This is a genomic window from Nonomuraea mangrovi (assembly GCF_042681425.1).
GTDB lineage: Bacteria > Actinomycetota > Actinomycetes > Streptosporangiales > Streptosporangiaceae > Nonomuraea > Nonomuraea mangrovi.
This window is the reverse complement of record NZ_JBHUFV010000061.1, coordinates 99,820-117,441: the sequence shown is the minus strand read 5'-3', so window position 1 is coordinate 117,441 and position 17,622 is coordinate 99,820. Positions and strand designations below refer to the sequence as shown.

Here is a 17,622-nt window from a genome sequence, read left to right as displayed (position 1 = left end):
ACTGTGCGAAAGCGGAACTTTGTCGAGGTGCCCGAGTCCGTCGCTGTCGCTTCCTCGTCGCCAGAGCTGCGCACGATGTACGTCGCCTATGCCAGCGGGGCAGTGGCCTTCGTCGAAAGCAACGAGGAAACGATCTCCCTGCCCGACGGCACGAAAGAGATCACCCGCCAGGAGTACGAGGCGAGGCTCGCTGAGCTCAAGGCCGCCAACGCCAAGCATGTCGCGGCGCTACGGGCCGACGACGAGCGGCGCACTCGCGAGGACTACGAGGCGCTCAGTGCTGCAGGCGTCCAGGAGGCGACCGCCCGCCGCCTGTCCGGCTACACCGGGGAGCTGTAGCCGTGCCGCAGGTGTGCGTGGGGCCCGAGTTCTCCGTCGACCCGAACGGGCGGCTGCGGCTGGACCTGTGCGGCAGCCCGGCCGAGCAGGCGTGGCCGTACCCGTGTCCGACTTCGCGCAATCCGCTCCGGGTCGACCCGTCGTGTGGGCTGTGGGTGCCGCCGTACCCGAAAGCCGGGCGGGCGTCGGCGTCCGGCACGACCGGCGGCGCGCTGGTGACCGTCCCGGCCGGCTACACCGAGGTCGCCCAGGCGGAGATCGAGGTGGAGAACCCGTCGGACTGCTACGCGGCGATCGTCGTGCAATGGGTGCAGGTTGACGTCGACCTGTACCTGCCTGCAGGCGCGGACTCCAGGGCCGGGTTCAGGATCAACGGCAATGCCGTGATGGCCAACGAGAACGCCGCACCTGCGAGCGGTACCCAGGAGACCGGCATCCACTGGGAGCTGACGCAAACGCTCGTTTCCGGCACCATCCCGGCGGGCGGATCCAACACGTTCACCGCGCCGATCGACGTCGGGTCCGGCCAGGGCGGCGCCCAGTACGGGGAGATCAGGTGGCAGATGCGAGTGCTGGTCCTGGCGGGCCTGTGATGAACACGAAGTGGTTCCTGCTGGGCGACGGCACGCTGATCTCCCGCTCGCTGCAGGTCGACGGCTCGTACCCGATGAAGGTGACCGTCCCCGCTGACGCGGTCGAGATCAGCGAGGAGAAGGCGGCGGAGATCCGCGAAGGCTACGCCGCCGGCGTCAGGGCGTGGGCGGCCGAGCAGAACGCCGCCGCCGACCTCATCCGTCGGCGGGACTTCGACGCGCTGGTGGCGCTCGGCGCGCCGGAGGAGACCGCGCGCCGTCTATCCGGCTACCGCGGGCCCGCCGAGGCGGCCGGCGATGGGTGAGCAGGATCCGTTCTCAGGTGTGGTCACGGCCGCCACCGTGTACGCGGCCGTCGTCAACGTCGGCGAGCGGGTCGGCCAGGTGGACCACAAGGTCGACCTGGTCGACAACAAAGTCGTGGCCGTCGATCAGAAGGTCGACGGCGTCGTGTCCAGCGTCGCCGACCTGCAGGCCCGCGTCCGCGAGCTGGAGTCGATCGACACGCGGCAGGAAACCGCGATCGAGACGAGCGTCGCTGATGTCGCCGACTTGCAGAGCCGCGTCCGCGACCTGGAGGCGAACCGGTGGCCGAGGGGCCTGCCGACGGTGCTCGCGTTCGCGTCGCTGGTGATCGCGCTGGCGGCGCTGTGGCGGGGGTGGTCATGAGCGGATGGAAGTACTTCTGGCAGATCGTCGAGCCGGTCTCGCGCGAGCGGCACGCCCCGAGATCGGCGGGCTTCGGCGGGCCGCCGGAGGGTGAGGCGCCGCTGCTGGCTGGGCGGCCGTACCGCGACAGGCGGAAGCAGGCGGCGTCGCGCCGCACGAGCGTCAAGGGGGAGACGCTGATGATCAACCTGGTGGCCAGGGAGCAGTGGAACGCCCGCACCCACAAGGGGCACGTCTCGTTGAAGGCCCGACCGGACGGGATCAAGTACCACTACGTCGGCGGCCGCGTTGATCCGGACCTGGTGAAGGACCACGGCCTGTGTGTGGCGCTGGTCAAGAGCATCCAGCGGCACCACATGGACACCAACCTGTGGGCGGACATCGGCTACAGCGCCCAAGCGTGTCCGCATCGGCAGGTCTTCGTGGGGCGGGGGCCGGGCATCCTGCCGGCGGCCAACGGCGACGGGCTCAACGCCGGCCACTACGCGGTCTCGCGATGGTCGGCGACTCCGGCCTGGTCGTCCCCACTGACGACATGCTGCACGGGCTGCTGGACGCTCGCGACTGGTTGATGGGCCTGCCGGCGCAGAGGATGCCGTGCGGCGGCGAGGTGCTCGGCCACTGCGACGGTTACGAGACGACGTGCCCCGGCGAATGGCTGTATGAGTGGATCGGGCGGGGGTATCCGCGGCCGGGCGGGCCTGGCAGCGTGAGGCCGGTGTCGCCGGCTCCGGCGTGGCCAGGCCGGGTGCTGGAGTATCCGCCGCTGATGTCGGGTGACGATGTCCGCGCCTGGGGCAGCAGATGGCCCAGGCGCGGCTGGCGTATCGCCGTCGACGGCAGGTTCGGGCCGGACTCGCGCGAGGTCGCCCGCGCGTTCCAACGCGAGAAGGGCCGCAGGGTCACGGGCAGGGTGGGGCGGGAGGACTGGCGGGCGGCGTGGCTGGCTCCGATCACGTAGGGCGGCACCGCCTCCCGGTCGACGACGCAGGTGAGGACGATCCTTGCCGGCGTGGCGGTATCTGGTCGCGGTCGTGGTGGCAGGACGCGCTCGAGCGGGCGGTGCGGGCGGGCGCGGCCGCCGTCCTCGCCGGTGTCGGAGCCGACCAGCTCGGCGCGCTGCAGCCGATGACGCTGCGGGCGGCCGGGGTGATGGCGGCGGGCGGCGCGTTGGTGTCGTTGCTGCTGTCGGTGGCCGCTTCCGGCAAAGGCGACAACGAAAAAGCGTCTTTCACGCAATAGGGGCGAAAAAGGGCGAAGGGCCCGCCGTCGAGGTGGCAGGCCCTTCTATCGCTCCCTGTGGAGAGGTCGCGCCCAGCGATTACAGAGTACCCCGTTGCCTCTTCTTTACCACCTATGTTCGGTAAGAATTGCAAAGAGTCTCCCTATGGGTATAGGGTAAGAATTGCATGTTAGAGGAGGTGACAATGTGACGGAAGTCCCGCAGGACCGCCCTGAGCTGGTCGGACTGCCCGACATCGCCGAGATCACCGGCGTGAAGGTGGCCACCCTCCGCTCCTGGCGGCACCGCGAGGAGTTCGACAAACTGCCCGACGCGGACGCGGTCATCTCCGGAACCCCGGTATGGCTGAAAGCCCGCTGGAGCAACCCGGGCGAGCCGCTGCCCGAGCTGCCGCAGCTCGTCGGCGTCAAGGAGATCGGCGCGATGTTCGACATCGACCCCGAGACCGTGACGATCTGGTTCAAGCGCAACAACGGCGCCCCCGAGGCGGAGTGGAAGGTCGGCCGGATGCGTATCTGGACGATCCCGCCCTGGGCGGAGTTCGCCAAACGCACAGGCAGGCCCATCACCCTGCCCAGTAGTACATAGCACCACCGTTCGCCCCAGCCTGGGGCGAACTCTGGCCAAGAGCTGTAAGGGGACAGTCGAGGAAAGCCCCCTTAACGGCTCTCTGTGGAGAAGGGCTCAGCACCCGTGACACTACAGACACGTCCCCCTACGTGCATCGTCCCGTTCCCTCTGGTACTCGTCGAAGGGCCCGCCGACTCCGGCAAGACCCGCATGCTCGTCGAGCTCACCGCCTCCCCCCTCATCGGCCGAGCCCTGATGCTCGACCTCGGCGACGGCAACAGCGACGAGTACGGCGACGCCGTCGGCGGCGGCACCCCCACCTACGAGATCATCGAGCACGACGGCTCGTGGGCGTCCATCATCGGCCAGGTCGAAGCCGCCCACGAGGAGGCCGGGAAGGCGCTGGCCGCCGGCGAAAAGCCGTACGCACTTGGCGTCGACAGCGGCTCCCGCCTGTGGGAGATGCTCAAGACCTGGGGCGGCGCCCGCGCCAAAGGCTCGATCAAGAATCAGCGGCTCCTCGCGTTCGACCCGAACGCCGACGTCCGCATCCCGAACAACATCTGGGACGACGTCCACGCCCGGCATCAGCGGCTGATGGAGCTACTCGGCACGTTCCCGGGCGTCGTCGTGGTCACGGCCCGTGGCCGCGAAACCTACCTCACCGAAGACCCCGCCGACCCGGTGCCGAAGGTCAAGACGTACAAGGTGGAGTGCCACCGCGACCTGACGCACGAGGCGAGCGTGTGGATCCGGCTTAGCCTGGACGCCCCACCCACGATCATCGGAACCAAGAGCAAGTACCTGAACGTGCGTTACGGCAAGGACGAGGCGCGTGTCGTGCCTGACCTCGACCTCGCCTCTCTGATCTTCAAGACGCTGCGCGTCTCCGATGCCAGCCGCCCCCGGCCCGTGATCCAGCTCGGCCGCGAACGCCTGCCCGAGCAGATCCGCGACGAGGCCATGGCCACGACCGACCGCGATCGGCTGCAGCAACTGCTCGCCGAGGCCGCCCACCCCGCCCACCAGGGCGTCACACTCGACAACGAGTGGGGGGAGCAGGAGAGCCTGTCCGAGCTGATCGTGCGCCGCGTCCGCGGGCTGTCCGGCCGCGCCGACACCGTCGCCTACAGCGTGACCGCCGCCCGCCCCCAGGCGCTCCCAGCCCCGGCCGACGAGCCGCCGCCCACACCCCAGCAGCCCAGCCCAGACGACAAGATCAGCCACCAGCTGGCGACGACGCTCAAGCAGACGCTCGCCAAGTGCGGCGCGGTCACCCCCGACCGGCGGCTCACCGTCCTGCAGGTCCTCACCGGGCGGCGGCTGGCCTCCGAGCAGCAGCTGACCAACCAGGCGGGCGCGACCGTGATCGGGCTGCTCGCCCCCGCGATCGCCTCGCCGACGCCCAGCGACACGCTCACCGAGGTCATGCAGGCGCGCATGGCCGAGCTGATGGCCGCACAGAACCCGACCACTGCCGAGCAGGAAAGGCCCGCCGCATGAGCCGCCGCACCGCCGCCAAGACCAAGGCCCGCAAGGCGCGGCCAGCCCGCACTCCCGTCGCCACCACGTCCACCAGCGCAGGACACACGCCCGACGTGGTCATCGTCGACGACCTGGCCCCGGACGCCAGCCCAGCACCTGCGGCCCCCACGGCCGAGGCGGCCCCGGCCGGGTCGGCCGACGCGCCGACGACCACGATCCACGACGTGCCCTTCCGGGACGAGCCGATCGTCTTCGCCGGAGACCAGGCGATGCCCGGCTTCGAGCACTTGTCGTTCGCCGAGCTGACTCGACTCGCGGCCAAGGCGAGCCTCGCGCTCCCGCCGGGCGCCGACGACGTGCTCGAAGGCGTCGTTCTGCAGAACGAGATCGCCGAGGCGAAGAAGCTGCTGGCCGACGCCGAAGAGCGCGGCGAGAGCCCGCTCGACCTGGCCCATGCCTACGGCTACCTCGACGGCGTGCACAAGGCGCTCGGCAGGCAGGTCAAACGCACCCGCGAGCTGGCCGAGAAGATGTTCGCCGCCGTCCAGCTCGTCCACGGGATGAAGTCGCTGGAAGTGATGGTCGACGACGGCGGGCCCGCCGCGGCCACCATCCACATCCAAGACGTCAAGCCGACGATCGCCTGGGACATTGACGCGGTGAAGGCCTACTGCCGCCAGCACGCCGAAACCGAGCTGTACACCGAGGTCCTGCCCGGCGTACTCGCCCTCGACGATGTCATCGCCTACATCGCGATGACCCACCCCGACTACGTCAAGACCCGCGTCCGCGAGGCGTACCTGACCCGCCTGCAGTCCGAGATCGACGACGACGGCTGCATCGCCTCGCCCGGCACCGCCGAACTGGTCAAGCTCGCCAAGGTCACGCGCGGTGAGCGGAACGGAGCCTTCATCATCCGCTACACCAACGCCAAGGCCGGCCGCCCCTCCGGCAAGGACCGGATCGAGCGCATGTTCCGCACCGGCGGCATGGGCGACGTCCTCGCCCTCGGCGCCGGTCCCGAACCCGACCCTGACGCGGCCGCACGAGAAGAGGTTTGACGGGTGGCTACCGTCAACCCGCTGGTCGCCGAGCTCGACGCCCTGCGCGTCGAGCTCGGCGTCGCCGAACAGATCGTCGCCGAAGTCGTCGGCGTGGACCCCTTGGACGTCGGCTGGTGGGCCACCGGCCTGCGCACGCCGAGCCTGCGCGAGTTCGTCGGCTACGCCGCTCTGCTCGGCCGGCGGTTCACCTTCGCCAACGAGCACGGCCAGATCGAGTACGTCGACCAGGTGCCGATCCTCGGCGACGACAACCCGCCCGAGCGGCTGAGACTCGTCCTGGAACGACGCCGCGAACGGCGGGAGGTGTCCCGCCGAGCCGTCGCCAACGCCGTCGGAGTCTCGCCGCCGGTGTTCAACCGGTGTTCAACCGGTGGGCCACCGGCGAGCGGCCGGTGCCGCTCGACGGCCTGGTCGGCTGGGCCGCTGCCGTCGGCTGGACGGCCGGCCTCGCCGAAGCCCCCGAGACCGAACCCGACGACGAGCGGCCCGCCGGCCCCCGCCAGCCGCGGCCCGAACGTCGCCGCCCTCCCCGTGTGCTGCCGCTCGTCGCCCAGCTGGAACAGATCCGGCACGCACTCCGCATGTCTCAGGTGAGGGTCGCCGAGGTCACCGGCGTCCACAAGAACACGGTCGGCCGCTGGGCGACCGGCGAGCGGACGCCGTCGCTGGAGAACCTCCTCGACCTGGCGCACGCCCTCGCCTGCGACATCCACATCGTCCCGCTCGCCGACCAGCCGCAGCTGACGCCGCAGGCCGTGCTGCGGCAGCAGATCCTGCTGCAGATCGACCTGGCGCGCGGCAACCGTGACCAGCGCACCGGCCGCCGCGTCCACGCCGACGGCACCGGCCCGCACTGGCAGCAGGCCGCCGACGCTGCCCTCGAAGACGAGATCGTCGCCGACCAGCACGAGGGGGCCACCTGGGCGCACCGGGCCCGGACCTCGCTCAACGATGCGCTCCGCCGCGACGACCCGGCCGACCTGCGCGCCGGGATCCTGCAGGCTGCGGCGACGCTCGTGGCGTGGCTCGAAGACCTGGACGCCCGCGCGGCCGGCGAGCACGGAGATCAGGGGGACGGAGACGGGTGACGGTCCTGCTCGCCGTCTACGCCGCATCGGTCTGCGTAGGCCGGTGCGATCACCGCTGCTACGACGCCGACGACGTCCGCTGTACCTGCGTGTGCGGAAGTGCCAACCACGGTCAGGGCCTGGCCGTGGCCATCGACAACACCCGCGCCCACGCACAGCAGTGGATCGACGCCCAACGGCGCGTCCGGCCGGACGTGACGCGCTGGTCGATCCACATCACCGTGCAGACCATCCCGCTGTTCGACCGTCAAGGCGACGAGGTGGAGCTCGTATCTTGACCCGGAACACGTAGCGGTAGATGGTGAACGATCGTTACTGTTCCCCCACGGATCACCGCCAATGACCCCAGCAGCGTTACTGGCGGGGAGCCGTACACAGCCCCTAAAAGTGTTGAGCCCCGGGGTCCGCTGGCAGGCGGTCCGGGGCTGGAACCGACCTAGTCGAGGAGGTCGCGGTGCTGAGCGCCACTGTACCCGTATGGGTCCCTGCCACACAGGCGATCCCGGGTGACAGACCTACACAAAGCACGACGTCTCGTCGGAGCTGGTGCTGGACGAGATCGTGTTCGTGGCGTCTGCCGTCCATTGGCAGGCGGGGCCCAGGGCCGCGATCAGCGCCCTGATGATCGGACCCAGAACCGGCCCCTGGAACGGCGGCCACCGCGCGCTGTCTTGTTCCGTTCTTGCCGGTCACGACGTAGACCGAGTTGGGGTGGTCCTTGCACACGGTGCGGGGCGGCGGCGTAGATCTCGCTGCCCCAGTCGGCGCCGAAGTACAGGGTCGCGATCGGCACGGATCGGACGGCGTTGATGTCGGGATGGACCTGGACGCAGTAGCGGCCCGTGCCCATCCTGGCTACCTTCGTCACGTTTGGCGTGGTTGGGAGGATGGTGGCGTCCAGGGTGCCGCAGTCGAGTCGCGGTAGAACACCCATGGCCGGTTGGTGTTGTTGAAGATGGTCCGGACGGGTTGAGCCGGGGCGATGTCGCAGTAGTAGGAGACTGGCTTGTAGCCGAACATCTCGCCGTCGAAGTCGTCCTCGGTCCACAAGCAGACATAGCCCTGCGGGAACGCCCCTTCCCTTCGGTGACAGCTATCCGAGCAGTGGGTCTCCTTCTTGGTGACGCCGGTGAGGGGACGATGTGGTTCATGTCTTGCGCCTGCTCACGTGGTGCACGATGAGGGCGGCGATGCACGCGACGGCGACGCCGCCCGCGACCAGGCCGAGCGGCCAGGCGCCGATGCCGTTCGCGATCACGTTGACGACCGCGCTGGCCATCAGGACGAGCCAGAGCAGGGCGCGCAGCGCGAGAGCGCCTTTGCTCAGCGCGGGCTTGCTCGCTGCGGGCCGGGAGATGGTGGGCCGGGGGATGGCGGGGTCGGAGTCAGGGCTGGGGATGCGGTAGGGGTCGGTCATGGCCAGAATCCTAGAAACGGGCCCGATCTGCGGAAATCCCGCACGCTAGCTGGCCGTGGTACAGCGGGCTGGAGCAAGCCGTGTCCCCTTTCACCTACTATGACCCTAGTGATGCGGGGAATCCTTGAAGGTCTGGAACGGCTGGCCGGAGGGCTGGGAACCGCGTTCATGGCCGTCGCCGTCGCGCTGTGCTGGCTGGTGGTGGCCACGTTGAGCCTGGTCGGGGTCGGGCTGGCGCTGGTGCCGGCGATGATCGCGATGACCAGGGGCGCGGCCGAGTGGGAACGCAAGCGCCTGGCCGGCGCGGGTGTCGAGATCGTCAGCCCGTACCGGCTGCCTGCCGAGCAGCTACCCCGAGGCTGGGCGGCCAGGATGCGGGCGGCCCGTGCCGACCCGGCGACCTTGCGCGACCTGGGCTGGCTGGCCGTCTACGTCGTGGTGGGCCCGGCCTGCGGCCTGCTCGGGATGATCATGCCGGTGGCGGTGCTGCGGGAACTCACTTACCCGCTCTACTGGCAGTTGCTGTCGCGCGAGGATCAGCTCACCAACTTCGGCTTCCCGGTTACCACCTGGCCGGGCGCGATCGCCACCTCGGTGATCGGCCTGGCCGTCTTGGTCGCCCTGGTCCGTCTCTTCCCTGTGCTGGCGCGCCTGCAGGCGCTGCCCGCCAGGAAACTGCTGGTGCCGCACGCCTCGATCGACTTGTCGCAGCGCATCGCGCAGCTAACCGTGACCCGCGCGGGGGCGCTGCGCGCGCATGCCGTCGAGCTGCGCCGGATCGAGCGGGCCCTGCACGACGGCGCGCAGAACCGGCTGAACGCGGTCGTGGTCACGGTGGCCGCGGCCGAGCGTGCTCTGCAGCGCGATCCCGCTCGGGCCGCGCACGCACTGGAACGTGCCAGGAGCGCGGCCGAGCAGGCGCTGGCGGAGCTGCGCGGCGTGGTGCGCGCGATCTTGCCGCCGATCCTGGAGGACAAGGGGCTGGCCGGCGCGCTGGACGCGCTGGCCGCCGGATGCTCGGTGCCCTGTCGGGTGCGGGTGGGTGAGCTCGCCGTGGTGCCGTTGTCGGTGGAGAGCGCCGCCTACTTCACCGTGGCCGAGGCGCTGACCAATGTGGGCAAGCACAGCGGCGCCCAGCACGTGGAGGTCGTCGTCGAACGTGTAGGCCCGTTACTGCGCGTCCAGGTGCGTGACGACGGCAAGGGCGGCGCCCGCGATGGCGCGGGCACCGGGCTGGCCGGGGTCCGCCGCCGCGTCGAGGCCCATGACGGAACGATGACCCTGACCAGCCCCGACGGGGGGCCGACTGTGATCGAGGTGGAACTGCCGTGCGAGTCGTGATCGCTGAGGATGACGCGCTGCTGCGCGAGGGCCTGGTGCTGCTGCTGAGCGGGGAGGGCATCGAGGTGGCCGCTGCCGCGAGCGACCCCGAGGGGTTTCTGGCCGCGGTCGAAGAGCACCGGCCCGATGTGGCGGTGGTGGATGTGCGCATGCCGCCCACCCACACCGACGAGGGCATCCGGGCGGCCGTGACGGCCAAGCGCCTGCAGCCGGGCCTGGGGGTGCTGGTGCTGTCGGCGCATGTCGAGCAGACGTTCGCGACCGACCTGCTGGCCGACGGCACGCACGGGGTCGGCTATCTGCTCAAGGAGCGGGTCGGCAAGGTCGAGCAGTTCCTTGAGGCGCTGAACCGGGTCGCCGGCGGCGGCACCGCCATCGACCCGGACGTGGTGGCCCAGCTGTTCATCCGCCGGCGCGACCCCCTGGAGGAGTTCACCCCGCGCGAACGCGAGGTGCTCGCGCTGATGGCCGAAGGACTGGGCAACCTGGCCATCGCCGACAAGATGGTGATCACCGAGGGAGCGGTGCACAAGCACATCCGCAACATCTTCGCCAAGCTCGGCCTGGCTCCCAGTGACCGCGTGGACCGCAGGGTCGCCGCCGTGCTGCGCTACCTCGGTGCCTGAAGCCGGCCTCTGACACCGGCCTCTGGGGAACAGCCTCGGGGAAACGGCCTTGTGAGCTGGGCCGCGGGCGGCGTGCGGTAGCCAGCACCACCATCGACCGGCCAGCGGGCGGGATCGAAACCGCCTGCGCCCATCCCTACGTTGGTGATTGCTTCATCCGACACCCAACGTAAGGATCTGTCTTGGCGAGCAACACTCTGCGTCGTACCGTGCCGGTCACTCTGGCGCTGGCGGCCTGTCTCGCGAGCGTGAGCGCTCCGGCATTCGCCACCCCTGCCCCCGCCCCCGCCGGCGTTGCCACGGCGGCCGTCGCCGCCGGCCAAGAGCGGGTGGTGGCGAACCTGGAGCGCCACGCCCAGGAACTGCGCAGCACCGTCCCGGGCGGCCCGTCCCGCGACCTGAAGGCGTTGTCGGCGATGACCAAGGGCGCCACCATCGTGGGGATCGGCGAGGTCACGCACGGCTCGAAGGAGCTGTTCACGCTGCGGCACCGGATGTTCCGGCATCTGGTGCAGACCCAGGGCTTCACCACGCTGGCGCTGGAGGCGACCTGGTCGGCCGGCGTCCGCCTGGACGCGTACGTGCGCACCGGCAAGGGCGACCTGCGCACGATCATGGCCGAGGAGTTCCAGCAGTCCTACGGCTCGTGGAAGACCCAGGAGTGGATGGACCTGTATGAGTGGATGCGCGACTACAACCGCACCGCCTCACGCAAGCTGCGCGTGATGGGATTCGACATCGGCGACGTCCATCCCGAGCAGTACCGGCGCATCCTCGCCTGGGCCGAGAAGCACGAGCCGTCGCTGGAGCCCGAACTGCGTCGCCGCTACGCGGGCCTGCTGGCCCTGCCCGCCGGTGTGGAAGAACGGATGAACGCCCTGGCCGCACTGCCGGCAGAGCAGCGCGCCGCCCTGGCCGGCGACGCTCAGGCCGCCTACCGCCTGCTGGATGACAGCGGCAAGGTGAGCCCGCGGGTACTGCAGGAGGCCCGCGTCATCGTCCAGATGTCCACCATGTACGCACTGGACGGCGCGGCCCTGCACCGTCACCGTGACCAGGCCATGGCCGACAACACCGTGTGGTGGCAGCGCCACACCGGCACCAAAACCGTGGCGGCCGCGCACAACGGGCATATCGGCTACGTCTCGGCCTGGCCCGACCATTACCCGGTCACCCAGGGGGCCGTCCTGCGCTCCCTGGCCGGCACCTCCTATGTGGCGATCGGCACCACCATCCACAGCGGCCGCTTCCGCGCCATCGACCCCAAGACCGGCCAGGTCGCAGTCTTCGACACCGGCGCCCCTGTCCCGGACAGCAGCGAGGCCGTCCTGGACCGGGTACGCTACCGCGACTACTACGTGGACCTGCGCCGCGCCGGCCGTACTCCGTCCACCCGAGCGTGGCTGGACACCGCCCGTCCGACCTTCACCATCCCGGCCACGTACGTGCCCGAGCAGTTCAACCGGCCGCTGGCCCTGGGAGCGGCCTTCGACGTGATCGTGCACCTCAACCGGGTCGAGGCAGCCACCCCGCTGCCCTGACCCTCCTTCCCGCGGGCTGGTCGGCCGATGGTGAAGCAGGTTGCATGGCTCCCCAGTAAGAGATGTTATGTAGTTGACTAATAACACACAGTGATCACAGTGTCGACCGCCGAGGGCCGCCGTGGCGCTGGGGGCGCCTGCCGCCCTATGTGGGGGTTTGAGAATGGCGATCTTGCAGCTGGCGCGTCCTGCGGGGTGACCACCTCAACAACCCGCCGGCCGCGCACCTCGGCCTGACCTACCCGCGAGCCGCGATCAGCCGCAAACCCCGGTGATCCGGCGTGTTTAGCCTCCCCTGAGATGACCAATCTCGCGACCACGCAAAGCAACGACGATTACTCAACGTTACTTGCGGCTGGTGACACGGACCCGAGTGGGGAGCCGACAAGTGTGGTCAGCTGGCTTGTTCGGCTCTGGCTCGGGTCTGGGCAAGGCGGTAGGAGTCGGTGCCGGTCTCGATGATGTTGCCGGCGAAGGTGAGCCGGTCGACGATCGCGGCGCAGAGGCGCGGGTCGGTGAAGGTGCGGGTCCAGCCAGAGAAGGCGTTGCTGGCGATGGCGACGCTGTTCTTCTCTTCGCGTTCGGTGAGAACCTGGAAGAGGAGCTCGGCGCCGTGCCGGTCGAGTTCCATGTAGCCTAGTTCGTCGATGCAGAGCAGGTCGACGCGTCCGTAGCGGGCGACGGTCTTGGCGAGGACCCTCTCGTCGGCGGCCTCGACGAGTTCGTTCACGAGCTTGGTAGCGAGGGTGTAGCGGACCCGGTAGCCCTTCATCGCGGCCTCGGTCCCGAGGGCGATGAGCAGGTGGGACTTGCCGGTGCCGGAGTCGCCGATCAGGCAGAGGGGCTGGCCCTTTTTCACCCATTCGCAAGTGGCGAGCGTGTGGATGGTGGCGGGGTCGATGCCCGGGTTGGCGTCGAAGTCGAAGGCGCGCAGGGACTTGTCGCGGGGAAACTGGGCGGCCTTGATGCGGCGTTCAGAGCGGCGGCGAGCGCGGTCGTCGCATTCGGTCAGTAGAAGTTCGGCGAGGAATCCAAGGTAGGACATCTGCTCGCGGGCCGCTTGCTCGGCCAATTCAGGAAAGGCGGTGCGGATGCTGGGCAGGCGGAGCATCCGGCAGGCCTGGTCGATGGAGGCCTGGGCGGCCTGTTCGGTCATGCCGCGGTGGGGGACGCTCATGGTGTTTCTCCTTGGGCAGGGCGCTCGCCGGGCGGCCGGGCGCGTTTGAGGAGCTGGTCATAGGCCGCCACCGAGGGCAGCGGCCGGGTGTCGCGGGGAAGCTGGGCCAGGCGCCGTTCGGTCAGGAACGTCACCGTTGCCTCGTGGTTGTCGTGCTGGGCGGGCTCGGGAGCGGCTTGTTCGTCTTCCTCAGCGGCTTTGCGGGCCTCCAGGGCGACCGCGTCCGCGGTGAGGGCGCCGGCCCGCAGCGCGGCGGCCAGGCCGGTGACCAGATGCTCGGTGGGGAGATGACGGGCCAGGAGCAGCACTTCGATCAGCGCGCGGGTGCCGTCGCGGTCGCCGTGGGCCTTGCAAGCCGCCGCCCACCAAGTGTCGTGAACCGGGGGGAACTTGCCTGCGGCCCTCGCCTGCTCCAGAGCGGTCGCGCCCGGCAGCGCGCCGGGCTTGCGGATCAGGACCTCCAGATAGTGGTCCAGCTCCAGGCGCCGACCGCCCTTGGCGAACAACCGATCATGCTCGGCGACGACCTGCTGCCCGTCATAGACGATCAGGTGGGAGGCGTGCAGTATCACCCGCAGCTGGCGGCCGATGAACCGGGCCGGGACCGAGTAACGGTTCGTCCGGACGGTGATCTGACTGTAGCGATCGGCCCGGACCGGGAGCAGCAGCCCGGTCTCGAACGGCTCCTGCGAGACCGTCCACAGCAGCGGCCGCTCGATCGCGAAGTACTCACCGACGGTCCTGGCCCGCGCCCCAATCCGCCGTCCCTCGTCGGCCTCGTCCCAACGGTCGATCATCTCGTTCAGCTCATCCAGCGAGCCGACCTCTGGAATCGGGACCAGGTGGTTGCGGCGGAACCAGCCGATGTCGCCCTCGACCCCGCCCTTCTCGTGGGCGCCCTTGATCCCCGGCTGGCAGTAGAACGCCTCGACCCCGTAGTGCTCGCGAAACGCCGTCCAGCGGGCGGACTCCGTCCGGGCCCGGGTGAACCCCAGCACCGCGGAGACCGCGGCCTTGAGGTTGTCGTAGCGGACCTTGCCCGTCGGGACTCCGCCCAGCACCCTGAAAGCGTGGACGTGTCCCTCAAAGAATGCTTCCTGCCCTCCGGTGGCCAGCACCCGGTGGACCGCCTTGCCCGAATACGACAATCGGAACGAGAACAGGAAGCACTTCACCTGCTCGCCCGCGATCCGGACCGTCACGTCCCCGAAGTCGACCTCGGCCTCAACTCCCGGCAGATGCGACTGCGGGATGAACGCCTCCGGCGGACCCCGGCCTGCCTCGACCCGGATCTCGCCCCGCCGGTGAGCGACATAGGCGCGGACGATCTGATACGAGATTTCCATCGCCTGGTGCTCATCCACCAGCCGCGCGAAGATCCGCTTCGCCGTGTGCCGCTGCTTGCGCGGCGCATCCAGATCGGCCCGCAGCATCTCGTCGATCAATGGTTTGAACTCATCCAGCCGACTCGCCCGCGGCGCCATCTTCTTCCTCGGCTCCGGCCACGGCTGACGCAACGCCTCAGCCACCGTGTTCCGGCTGACCCGATACTTGATCGCGATCTGCCGACCCGACAGCCCCGCACGAGAATCCCGGCGGATCGCCGCGAATACCTCCGCCTTGGGCTGAGGGTGTGTCACCAGCGTCTCCTCACACGGGGTAACGCTTCGATACTTGCACCGCTAACCCTCAGGTGGCTCTGGAATTCGCTAACACGGCTCCAGCCCCACCGGGCGCCACAGAGCCACTGACCGACATTCGGCTCTTAAATTCACCTACAGAGCCAGGGCCGCGAGTTGGAGCGCGCGGTGCTCTTGCCAGGGGCTGTGAGTTCACGCTGAAGCACTGCGGCCAGCGCATGAGCGAGCGGCGGGCCCGTACGAGTGGTACACGTACGGCAAATGCGGATGAGCTGAGGTTTGTACTGGGAAGCTTCGACCGGAGGCTGCCTAATCGCAGCGGTGCGACCGCCTGCAGAGATCTGAGGTCAGGCGTCCGGGTTGTCAAGGACGATGACGGGGGCCTCCTCCACATCCAGCCACTCCTTCTCAAGCCTCAGACTGGTGGCGGCCTCGATGAAGGCGAACGCTGCACTTCGCTTGCCGCGGTAATCCTCTGCGCCCAGGCTGTCGAGCAGGGCGCGGAAGTCAGCCAGGATGCTCGGATCACCGTGCTCGAAGGCGTGCTCGACGAAGATGAAGTCGCGCATCCGCGCTCTGATCTTGCCGTCGGCCGCGTAGAGGATCGTGTATCCCCCGTTGAAGTGCCAGGTTGTCATCCAGACGCGTGACTCCTTGCTGAGCTCGGTGAGGACGTGGTCCGGTATGCCGTATCCATAGGTGAACTCGAGGAAGCCCCAGGCGCCTTCGCCCTCGAAGGCGAAGAGCACGGGCTGGTCCTCATCGAAGGCTGCCTCTGTGGGGTATGCCATGGTGCGCTGCTCAGGATCGCGGCCGCCGTTCAGCCGCCACAGGAGATCGTCAACCGTGAGTTCCTCGTCGAGGGGTTGTACGACGGTCCAGGAGAGTGCGTCTTCCAGCCACTGGTGCCACTCGAAGAGGTTGCGATAGTGATCAATCACCTGATCATTGTGGCGGGAGCCGCAAGGGGCGAAGCACCCTCAGCGCACGGAGCCGGTGCTGCTAAGGGCGGCGTACGGGCCGGGCTGGTACCAGCTCAACCCGGACGGCGGGGCGGTGTGGGTCGGGTCGACGCCGTGGCTCTAATGGTGAAAGCCGAACGCCCCGGAACTCTTATTCGAGTTCCGGGGCGTTTTGTTTATCGGCGACTAATCGCGGTAGCCGAGGGTCTTTAGATCGGGCTGCTGCCATCCCGTCTGCGGAATGTCACCCCTATATGGGGGCGTGATAATCGGGGGAACGAAGGTCTCCTTGATCGTCCGGGCGTTCACCCAGCGGATCAGGTTGAAGATCGAGCCCGCCTTGTCGTTCGTGCCGGACGCCCTCGCCCCGCCGAACGGCTGCTGCCCGACCACCGCGCCCGTGGGCTTGTCGTTGACGTAGAAGTTGCCCGCCGCGAACCGCAGCCGCTCCGACGCCGAGGCGATCGCGTAGCGGTCCTGCGCGATGATCGACCCGGTCAGCGCGTACGGCGAGGCCGACTCCATCTGGTCGAGCACCGTGTCGAAGGCCGCGTCGTCGTAGACGTGGACGCCGAGGATCGGCCCGAAGTACTCCTTGACGAAGATCTCGTCCGTCGGGTCGTCCGACACCAGGATGGACGGCTTGACGAAGTAGCCGACGCTGTCGTCGTAGGAGCCAGTGAGCACGTCGATCGAGTCGGTGGCCTTGGCCCTGTCCAGGGCCGCCTTGTGCTTGGCGAAGGCCCGGTCGTCGATGACCGCGCCCATGAACGTGGACAGGTCGGCCGCCACGTCGCCCACGGTCAGCGACTCGGCCGTGGCCACCAGGTCGTCCTTGATCCGCGACCAGATCGAGCGCGGGACGTAGGCGCGTGAGGCCGCCGAGCACTTCTGGCCCTGGTACTCGAACGCGCCGCGGATCAGCGCGGTCGACAGCACGCCGGGATCGGCCGACGGGTGCGCGAGCACGAAGTCCTTGCCGCCGGTCTCGCCCACCAGACGGGGGTAGCCGTGGTAGCGGGAGATGTTCGCGCCGACGGTGCCCCACAGGTGCTGGAAGGTCGCGGTCGAGCCGGTGAAGTGGATGCCGGCCAGCGCCGGGTGGGTCATGGCGACCTCGGAGACCGCCTGACCGTTGCCGGTGACCAGGTTGATGACGCCGGGGGGCAGCCCCGCCGCCTCCAGCAGCCGCATCGTGTGGTGCGCGGCGAACTGCTGGGTGGGGGAGGGCTTCCACACCACGACGTTGCCCATGAGGGCGGCCGAGGTGGGCAGGTTGCCCGCGATGGCGGTGAAGTTGAAGGGCGTGATCGCCAGGACGAAGCCCTCCAGCGGGCGGTACTCCATGCGGTTCCACACCCCGGGGGAGGAGACCGGCTGGTCGGAGTACAGCTGGCGGGCGTAGGAGACGTTGAAGCGCAGGAAGTCGATCAGCTCGCAGGCCGCGTCGATCTCCGCCTGCTGTACCGACTTGGACTGGCCCAGCATCGTGGCGGCGTTGAGCGTCGCGCGCCAGGGGCCCGCGAGCAGGTCGGCCGCCTTGAGGAAGATGGCCGCCCGCTCGTCGAACGACAGCGCCCGCCACGCGGGGGCGGCGGCCAGTGCCGCGTCGACGGCGTCCTGCACGTCCTGAGCCGTAGCGTCGTTGGTACGGCCCAGGACGGCGGCCTTGTTGTGGGGCTGCACGACGTCGATGGTCGCGCCGCCGCCCATCCTCTCCACACCGTCGATGGTCATGGTCAGCTCGATCGAGGAACCGGCCAGCTCCTTGATGCGGTTCTCCAGCGCGGTGCGCTCGGCGCTGCCCGGCGCGTAGCCGTACACCGGCTCGTTGGCCGGAGTCGGGACGTTGCTGATCGCATCCATG

At 69.2% G+C, this 17,622-nt stretch carries 22 protein-coding genes and 1 pseudogene; 16 read left to right on the top strand and 7 right to left on the bottom strand.

Annotated features, from left to right (window positions below; all coding sequences use genetic code 11):
- The first annotated feature begins 3 nt into the window (after window positions 1-3).
- The 13 genes from ACFSKW_RS39465 to ACFSKW_RS39405 all read left to right on the top strand — a co-directional run bounded on the left by ACFSKW_RS39465 (window position 4) and on the right by ACFSKW_RS39405 (window position 7,329).
- Window positions 4-339 carry a hypothetical protein gene (locus ACFSKW_RS39465; RefSeq protein ID WP_379578861.1) on the top strand — a complete coding sequence of 112 codons (336 nt, stop codon included), beginning with the start codon at window positions 4-6 and terminating at the stop codon, window positions 337-339.
- A gap of 2 nt (window positions 340-341) precedes the next feature.
- A complete protein-coding gene (locus ACFSKW_RS39460; protein ID WP_379578859.1) occupies window positions 342-932 on the top strand; it encodes a hypothetical protein in 591 nt (196 codons plus the stop codon).
- On the top strand, window positions 932-1,237 hold the full coding sequence (locus tag ACFSKW_RS39455; protein WP_379578857.1) for a hypothetical protein: 306 nt from the start codon (window positions 932-934) through the stop codon (window positions 1,235-1,237). The genes ACFSKW_RS39460 and ACFSKW_RS39455 overlap by 1 nt, the downstream gene beginning before the upstream one ends.
- Window positions 1,230-1,601, top strand: coding sequence for a hypothetical protein (locus ACFSKW_RS39450; protein WP_379578855.1), 372 nt, complete (start codon window positions 1,230-1,232; stop codon window positions 1,599-1,601). The genes ACFSKW_RS39455 and ACFSKW_RS39450 overlap by 8 nt, the downstream gene beginning before the upstream one ends.
- Window positions 1,598-2,173, top strand: a complete 576-nt coding sequence (locus ACFSKW_RS39445) for a peptidoglycan recognition protein family protein (RefSeq protein WP_379578853.1) — start codon at window positions 1,598-1,600, stop codon at window positions 2,171-2,173. The genes ACFSKW_RS39450 and ACFSKW_RS39445 overlap by 4 nt, the downstream gene beginning before the upstream one ends.
- Window positions 2,137-2,562 (top strand): peptidoglycan-binding domain-containing protein, encoded by a 426-nt coding sequence (locus ACFSKW_RS39440; RefSeq protein ID WP_379578851.1) that lies wholly within the window; start codon window positions 2,137-2,139, stop codon window positions 2,560-2,562. The genes ACFSKW_RS39445 and ACFSKW_RS39440 overlap by 37 nt, the downstream gene beginning before the upstream one ends.
- Window positions 2,541-2,843 carry a holin gene (locus tag ACFSKW_RS39435; protein WP_379578849.1) on the top strand — a complete coding sequence of 101 codons (303 nt, stop codon included), beginning with the start codon at window positions 2,541-2,543 and terminating at the stop codon, window positions 2,841-2,843. The genes ACFSKW_RS39440 and ACFSKW_RS39435 overlap by 22 nt, the downstream gene beginning before the upstream one ends.
- Before the next feature lie 187 nt (window positions 2,844-3,030).
- Window positions 3,031-3,432, top strand: coding sequence for a hypothetical protein (locus tag ACFSKW_RS39430; RefSeq protein WP_379578847.1), 402 nt, complete (start codon window positions 3,031-3,033; stop codon window positions 3,430-3,432).
- A gap of 105 nt (window positions 3,433-3,537) precedes the next feature.
- Window positions 3,538-4,917 carry a DEAD/DEAH box helicase family protein gene (locus ACFSKW_RS39425; RefSeq protein ID WP_379578845.1) on the top strand — a complete coding sequence of 460 codons (1,380 nt, stop codon included), beginning with the start codon at window positions 3,538-3,540 and terminating at the stop codon, window positions 4,915-4,917.
- Entirely contained in the window at window positions 4,914-5,960 is a 1,047-nt protein-coding gene (locus tag ACFSKW_RS39420) for a hypothetical protein (protein ID WP_379578843.1), read from the top strand. Before ACFSKW_RS39425 ends, ACFSKW_RS39420 begins: the two co-directional genes overlap by 4 nt.
- A 3-nt stretch (window positions 5,961-5,963) precedes the next feature.
- Complete coding sequence (locus ACFSKW_RS39415; protein WP_379578841.1) at window positions 5,964-6,557, top strand: helix-turn-helix domain-containing protein; 594 nt, start codon at window positions 5,964-5,966, stop codon at window positions 6,555-6,557.
- Window positions 6,545-7,051 carry a helix-turn-helix transcriptional regulator gene (locus ACFSKW_RS39410; RefSeq protein ID WP_379578839.1) on the top strand — a complete coding sequence of 169 codons (507 nt, stop codon included), beginning with the start codon at window positions 6,545-6,547 and terminating at the stop codon, window positions 7,049-7,051. The genes ACFSKW_RS39415 and ACFSKW_RS39410 overlap by 13 nt, the downstream gene beginning before the upstream one ends.
- Window positions 7,048-7,329, top strand: a complete 282-nt coding sequence (locus ACFSKW_RS39405; protein WP_379578837.1) for a hypothetical protein — start codon at window positions 7,048-7,050, stop codon at window positions 7,327-7,329. The genes ACFSKW_RS39410 and ACFSKW_RS39405 overlap by 4 nt, the downstream gene beginning before the upstream one ends.
- A 332-nt stretch (window positions 7,330-7,661) precedes the next feature.
- On the opposite strand, the gene ACFSKW_RS39400 is transcribed toward ACFSKW_RS39405, so the two are convergent.
- The 3 genes and pseudogenes from ACFSKW_RS39400 to ACFSKW_RS39390 all read right to left on the bottom strand — a co-directional run bounded on the left by ACFSKW_RS39400 (window position 7,662) and on the right by ACFSKW_RS39390 (window position 8,468).
- Window positions 7,662-7,919 (bottom strand): hypothetical protein, encoded by a 258-nt coding sequence (locus ACFSKW_RS39400; protein WP_379578835.1) that lies wholly within the window; start codon window positions 7,917-7,919, stop codon window positions 7,662-7,664.
- A pseudogene (locus ACFSKW_RS39395) lies at window positions 7,916-8,107 on the bottom strand (peptidase inhibitor family I36 protein); the annotation flags it as partial. The pseudogene ACFSKW_RS39395 and the gene ACFSKW_RS39400, both read right to left, overlap by 4 nt.
- A 91-nt stretch (window positions 8,108-8,198) precedes the next feature.
- Window positions 8,199-8,468, bottom strand: coding sequence for a hypothetical protein (locus tag ACFSKW_RS39390; RefSeq protein WP_379578833.1), 270 nt, complete (start codon window positions 8,466-8,468; stop codon window positions 8,199-8,201).
- A 111-nt stretch (window positions 8,469-8,579) separates the two neighbouring features.
- Between ACFSKW_RS39390 and ACFSKW_RS39385 the strand changes: the two genes are divergently transcribed.
- The 3 genes from ACFSKW_RS39385 to ACFSKW_RS39375 all read left to right on the top strand — a co-directional run bounded on the left by ACFSKW_RS39385 (window position 8,580) and on the right by ACFSKW_RS39375 (window position 11,976).
- Window positions 8,580-9,809 carry a sensor histidine kinase gene (locus ACFSKW_RS39385; RefSeq protein ID WP_379578831.1) on the top strand — a complete coding sequence of 410 codons (1,230 nt, stop codon included), beginning with the start codon at window positions 8,580-8,582 and terminating at the stop codon, window positions 9,807-9,809.
- Window positions 9,797-10,435 carry a response regulator transcription factor gene (locus ACFSKW_RS39380; protein WP_379578829.1) on the top strand — a complete coding sequence of 213 codons (639 nt, stop codon included), beginning with the start codon at window positions 9,797-9,799 and terminating at the stop codon, window positions 10,433-10,435. The genes ACFSKW_RS39385 and ACFSKW_RS39380 overlap by 13 nt, the downstream gene beginning before the upstream one ends.
- Window positions 10,436-10,617: 182 nt before the next feature.
- On the top strand, window positions 10,618-11,976 hold the full coding sequence (locus ACFSKW_RS39375) for an erythromycin esterase family protein (RefSeq protein ID WP_379578827.1): 1,359 nt from the start codon (window positions 10,618-10,620) through the stop codon (window positions 11,974-11,976).
- Window positions 11,977-12,370: 394 nt separating this feature from the next.
- Here ACFSKW_RS39375 and istB read toward each other — a convergent pair whose 3' ends face one another.
- From istB to pruA, 4 genes are all read right to left on the bottom strand, one after another.
- Window positions 12,371-13,153, bottom strand: a complete 783-nt coding sequence (istB, locus tag ACFSKW_RS39370; protein WP_379578825.1) for an IS21-like element helper ATPase IstB — start codon at window positions 13,151-13,153, stop codon at window positions 12,371-12,373.
- Window positions 13,150-14,793 (bottom strand): IS21 family transposase, encoded by a 1,644-nt coding sequence (gene istA / locus ACFSKW_RS39365; RefSeq protein WP_379578824.1) that lies wholly within the window; start codon window positions 14,791-14,793, stop codon window positions 13,150-13,152. The genes istB and istA overlap by 4 nt, the downstream gene beginning before the upstream one ends.
- A 347-nt stretch (window positions 14,794-15,140) precedes the next feature.
- Window positions 15,141-15,734, bottom strand: a complete 594-nt coding sequence (locus ACFSKW_RS39360; RefSeq protein ID WP_379578822.1) for a hypothetical protein — start codon at window positions 15,732-15,734, stop codon at window positions 15,141-15,143.
- Between the two features lie 207 nt (window positions 15,735-15,941).
- A complete protein-coding gene (pruA, locus tag ACFSKW_RS39355; protein WP_379578821.1) occupies window positions 15,942-17,621 on the bottom strand; it encodes an L-glutamate gamma-semialdehyde dehydrogenase in 1,680 nt (559 codons plus the stop codon).
- Between the last annotated feature and the right edge of the window lies 1 nt (window position 17,622).

Excerpts from the sequence above, each read along its gene's own strand:
- ACFSKW_RS39455 (WP_379578857.1), top strand. The coding sequence starts at position 932 with ATGAACACGAAGTGGTTCCTGCTGGGCGACGGCACGCTGATCTCCCGC.
- ACFSKW_RS39450 (WP_379578855.1), top strand. The coding sequence starts at position 1,230 with ATGGGTGAGCAGGATCCGTTCTCAGGTGTGGTCACGGCCGCCACCGTG.
- ACFSKW_RS39445 (WP_379578853.1), top strand. The coding sequence starts at position 1,598 with ATGAGCGGATGGAAGTACTTCTGGCAGATCGTCGAGCCGGTCTCGCGC.
- ACFSKW_RS39440 (WP_379578851.1), top strand. The coding sequence starts at position 2,137 with ATGCTGCACGGGCTGCTGGACGCTCGCGACTGGTTGATGGGCCTGCCG.
- ACFSKW_RS39420 (WP_379578843.1), top strand. The coding sequence starts at position 4,914 with ATGAGCCGCCGCACCGCCGCCAAGACCAAGGCCCGCAAGGCGCGGCCA.
- ACFSKW_RS39410 (WP_379578839.1), top strand. The coding sequence starts at position 6,545 with ATGTCTCAGGTGAGGGTCGCCGAGGTCACCGGCGTCCACAAGAACACG.
- ACFSKW_RS39390 (WP_379578833.1), bottom strand. The coding sequence starts at position 8,468 with ATGACCGACCCCTACCGCATCCCCAGCCCTGACTCCGACCCCGCCATC.
- ACFSKW_RS39385 (WP_379578831.1), top strand. The coding sequence starts at position 8,580 with ATGCGGGGAATCCTTGAAGGTCTGGAACGGCTGGCCGGAGGGCTGGGA.
- istB (WP_379578825.1), bottom strand. The coding sequence starts at position 13,153 with ATGAGCGTCCCCCACCGCGGCATGACCGAACAGGCCGCCCAGGCCTCC.
- pruA (WP_379578821.1), bottom strand. The coding sequence starts at position 17,621 with ATGGATGCGATCAGCAACGTCCCGACTCCGGCCAACGAGCCGGTGTAC.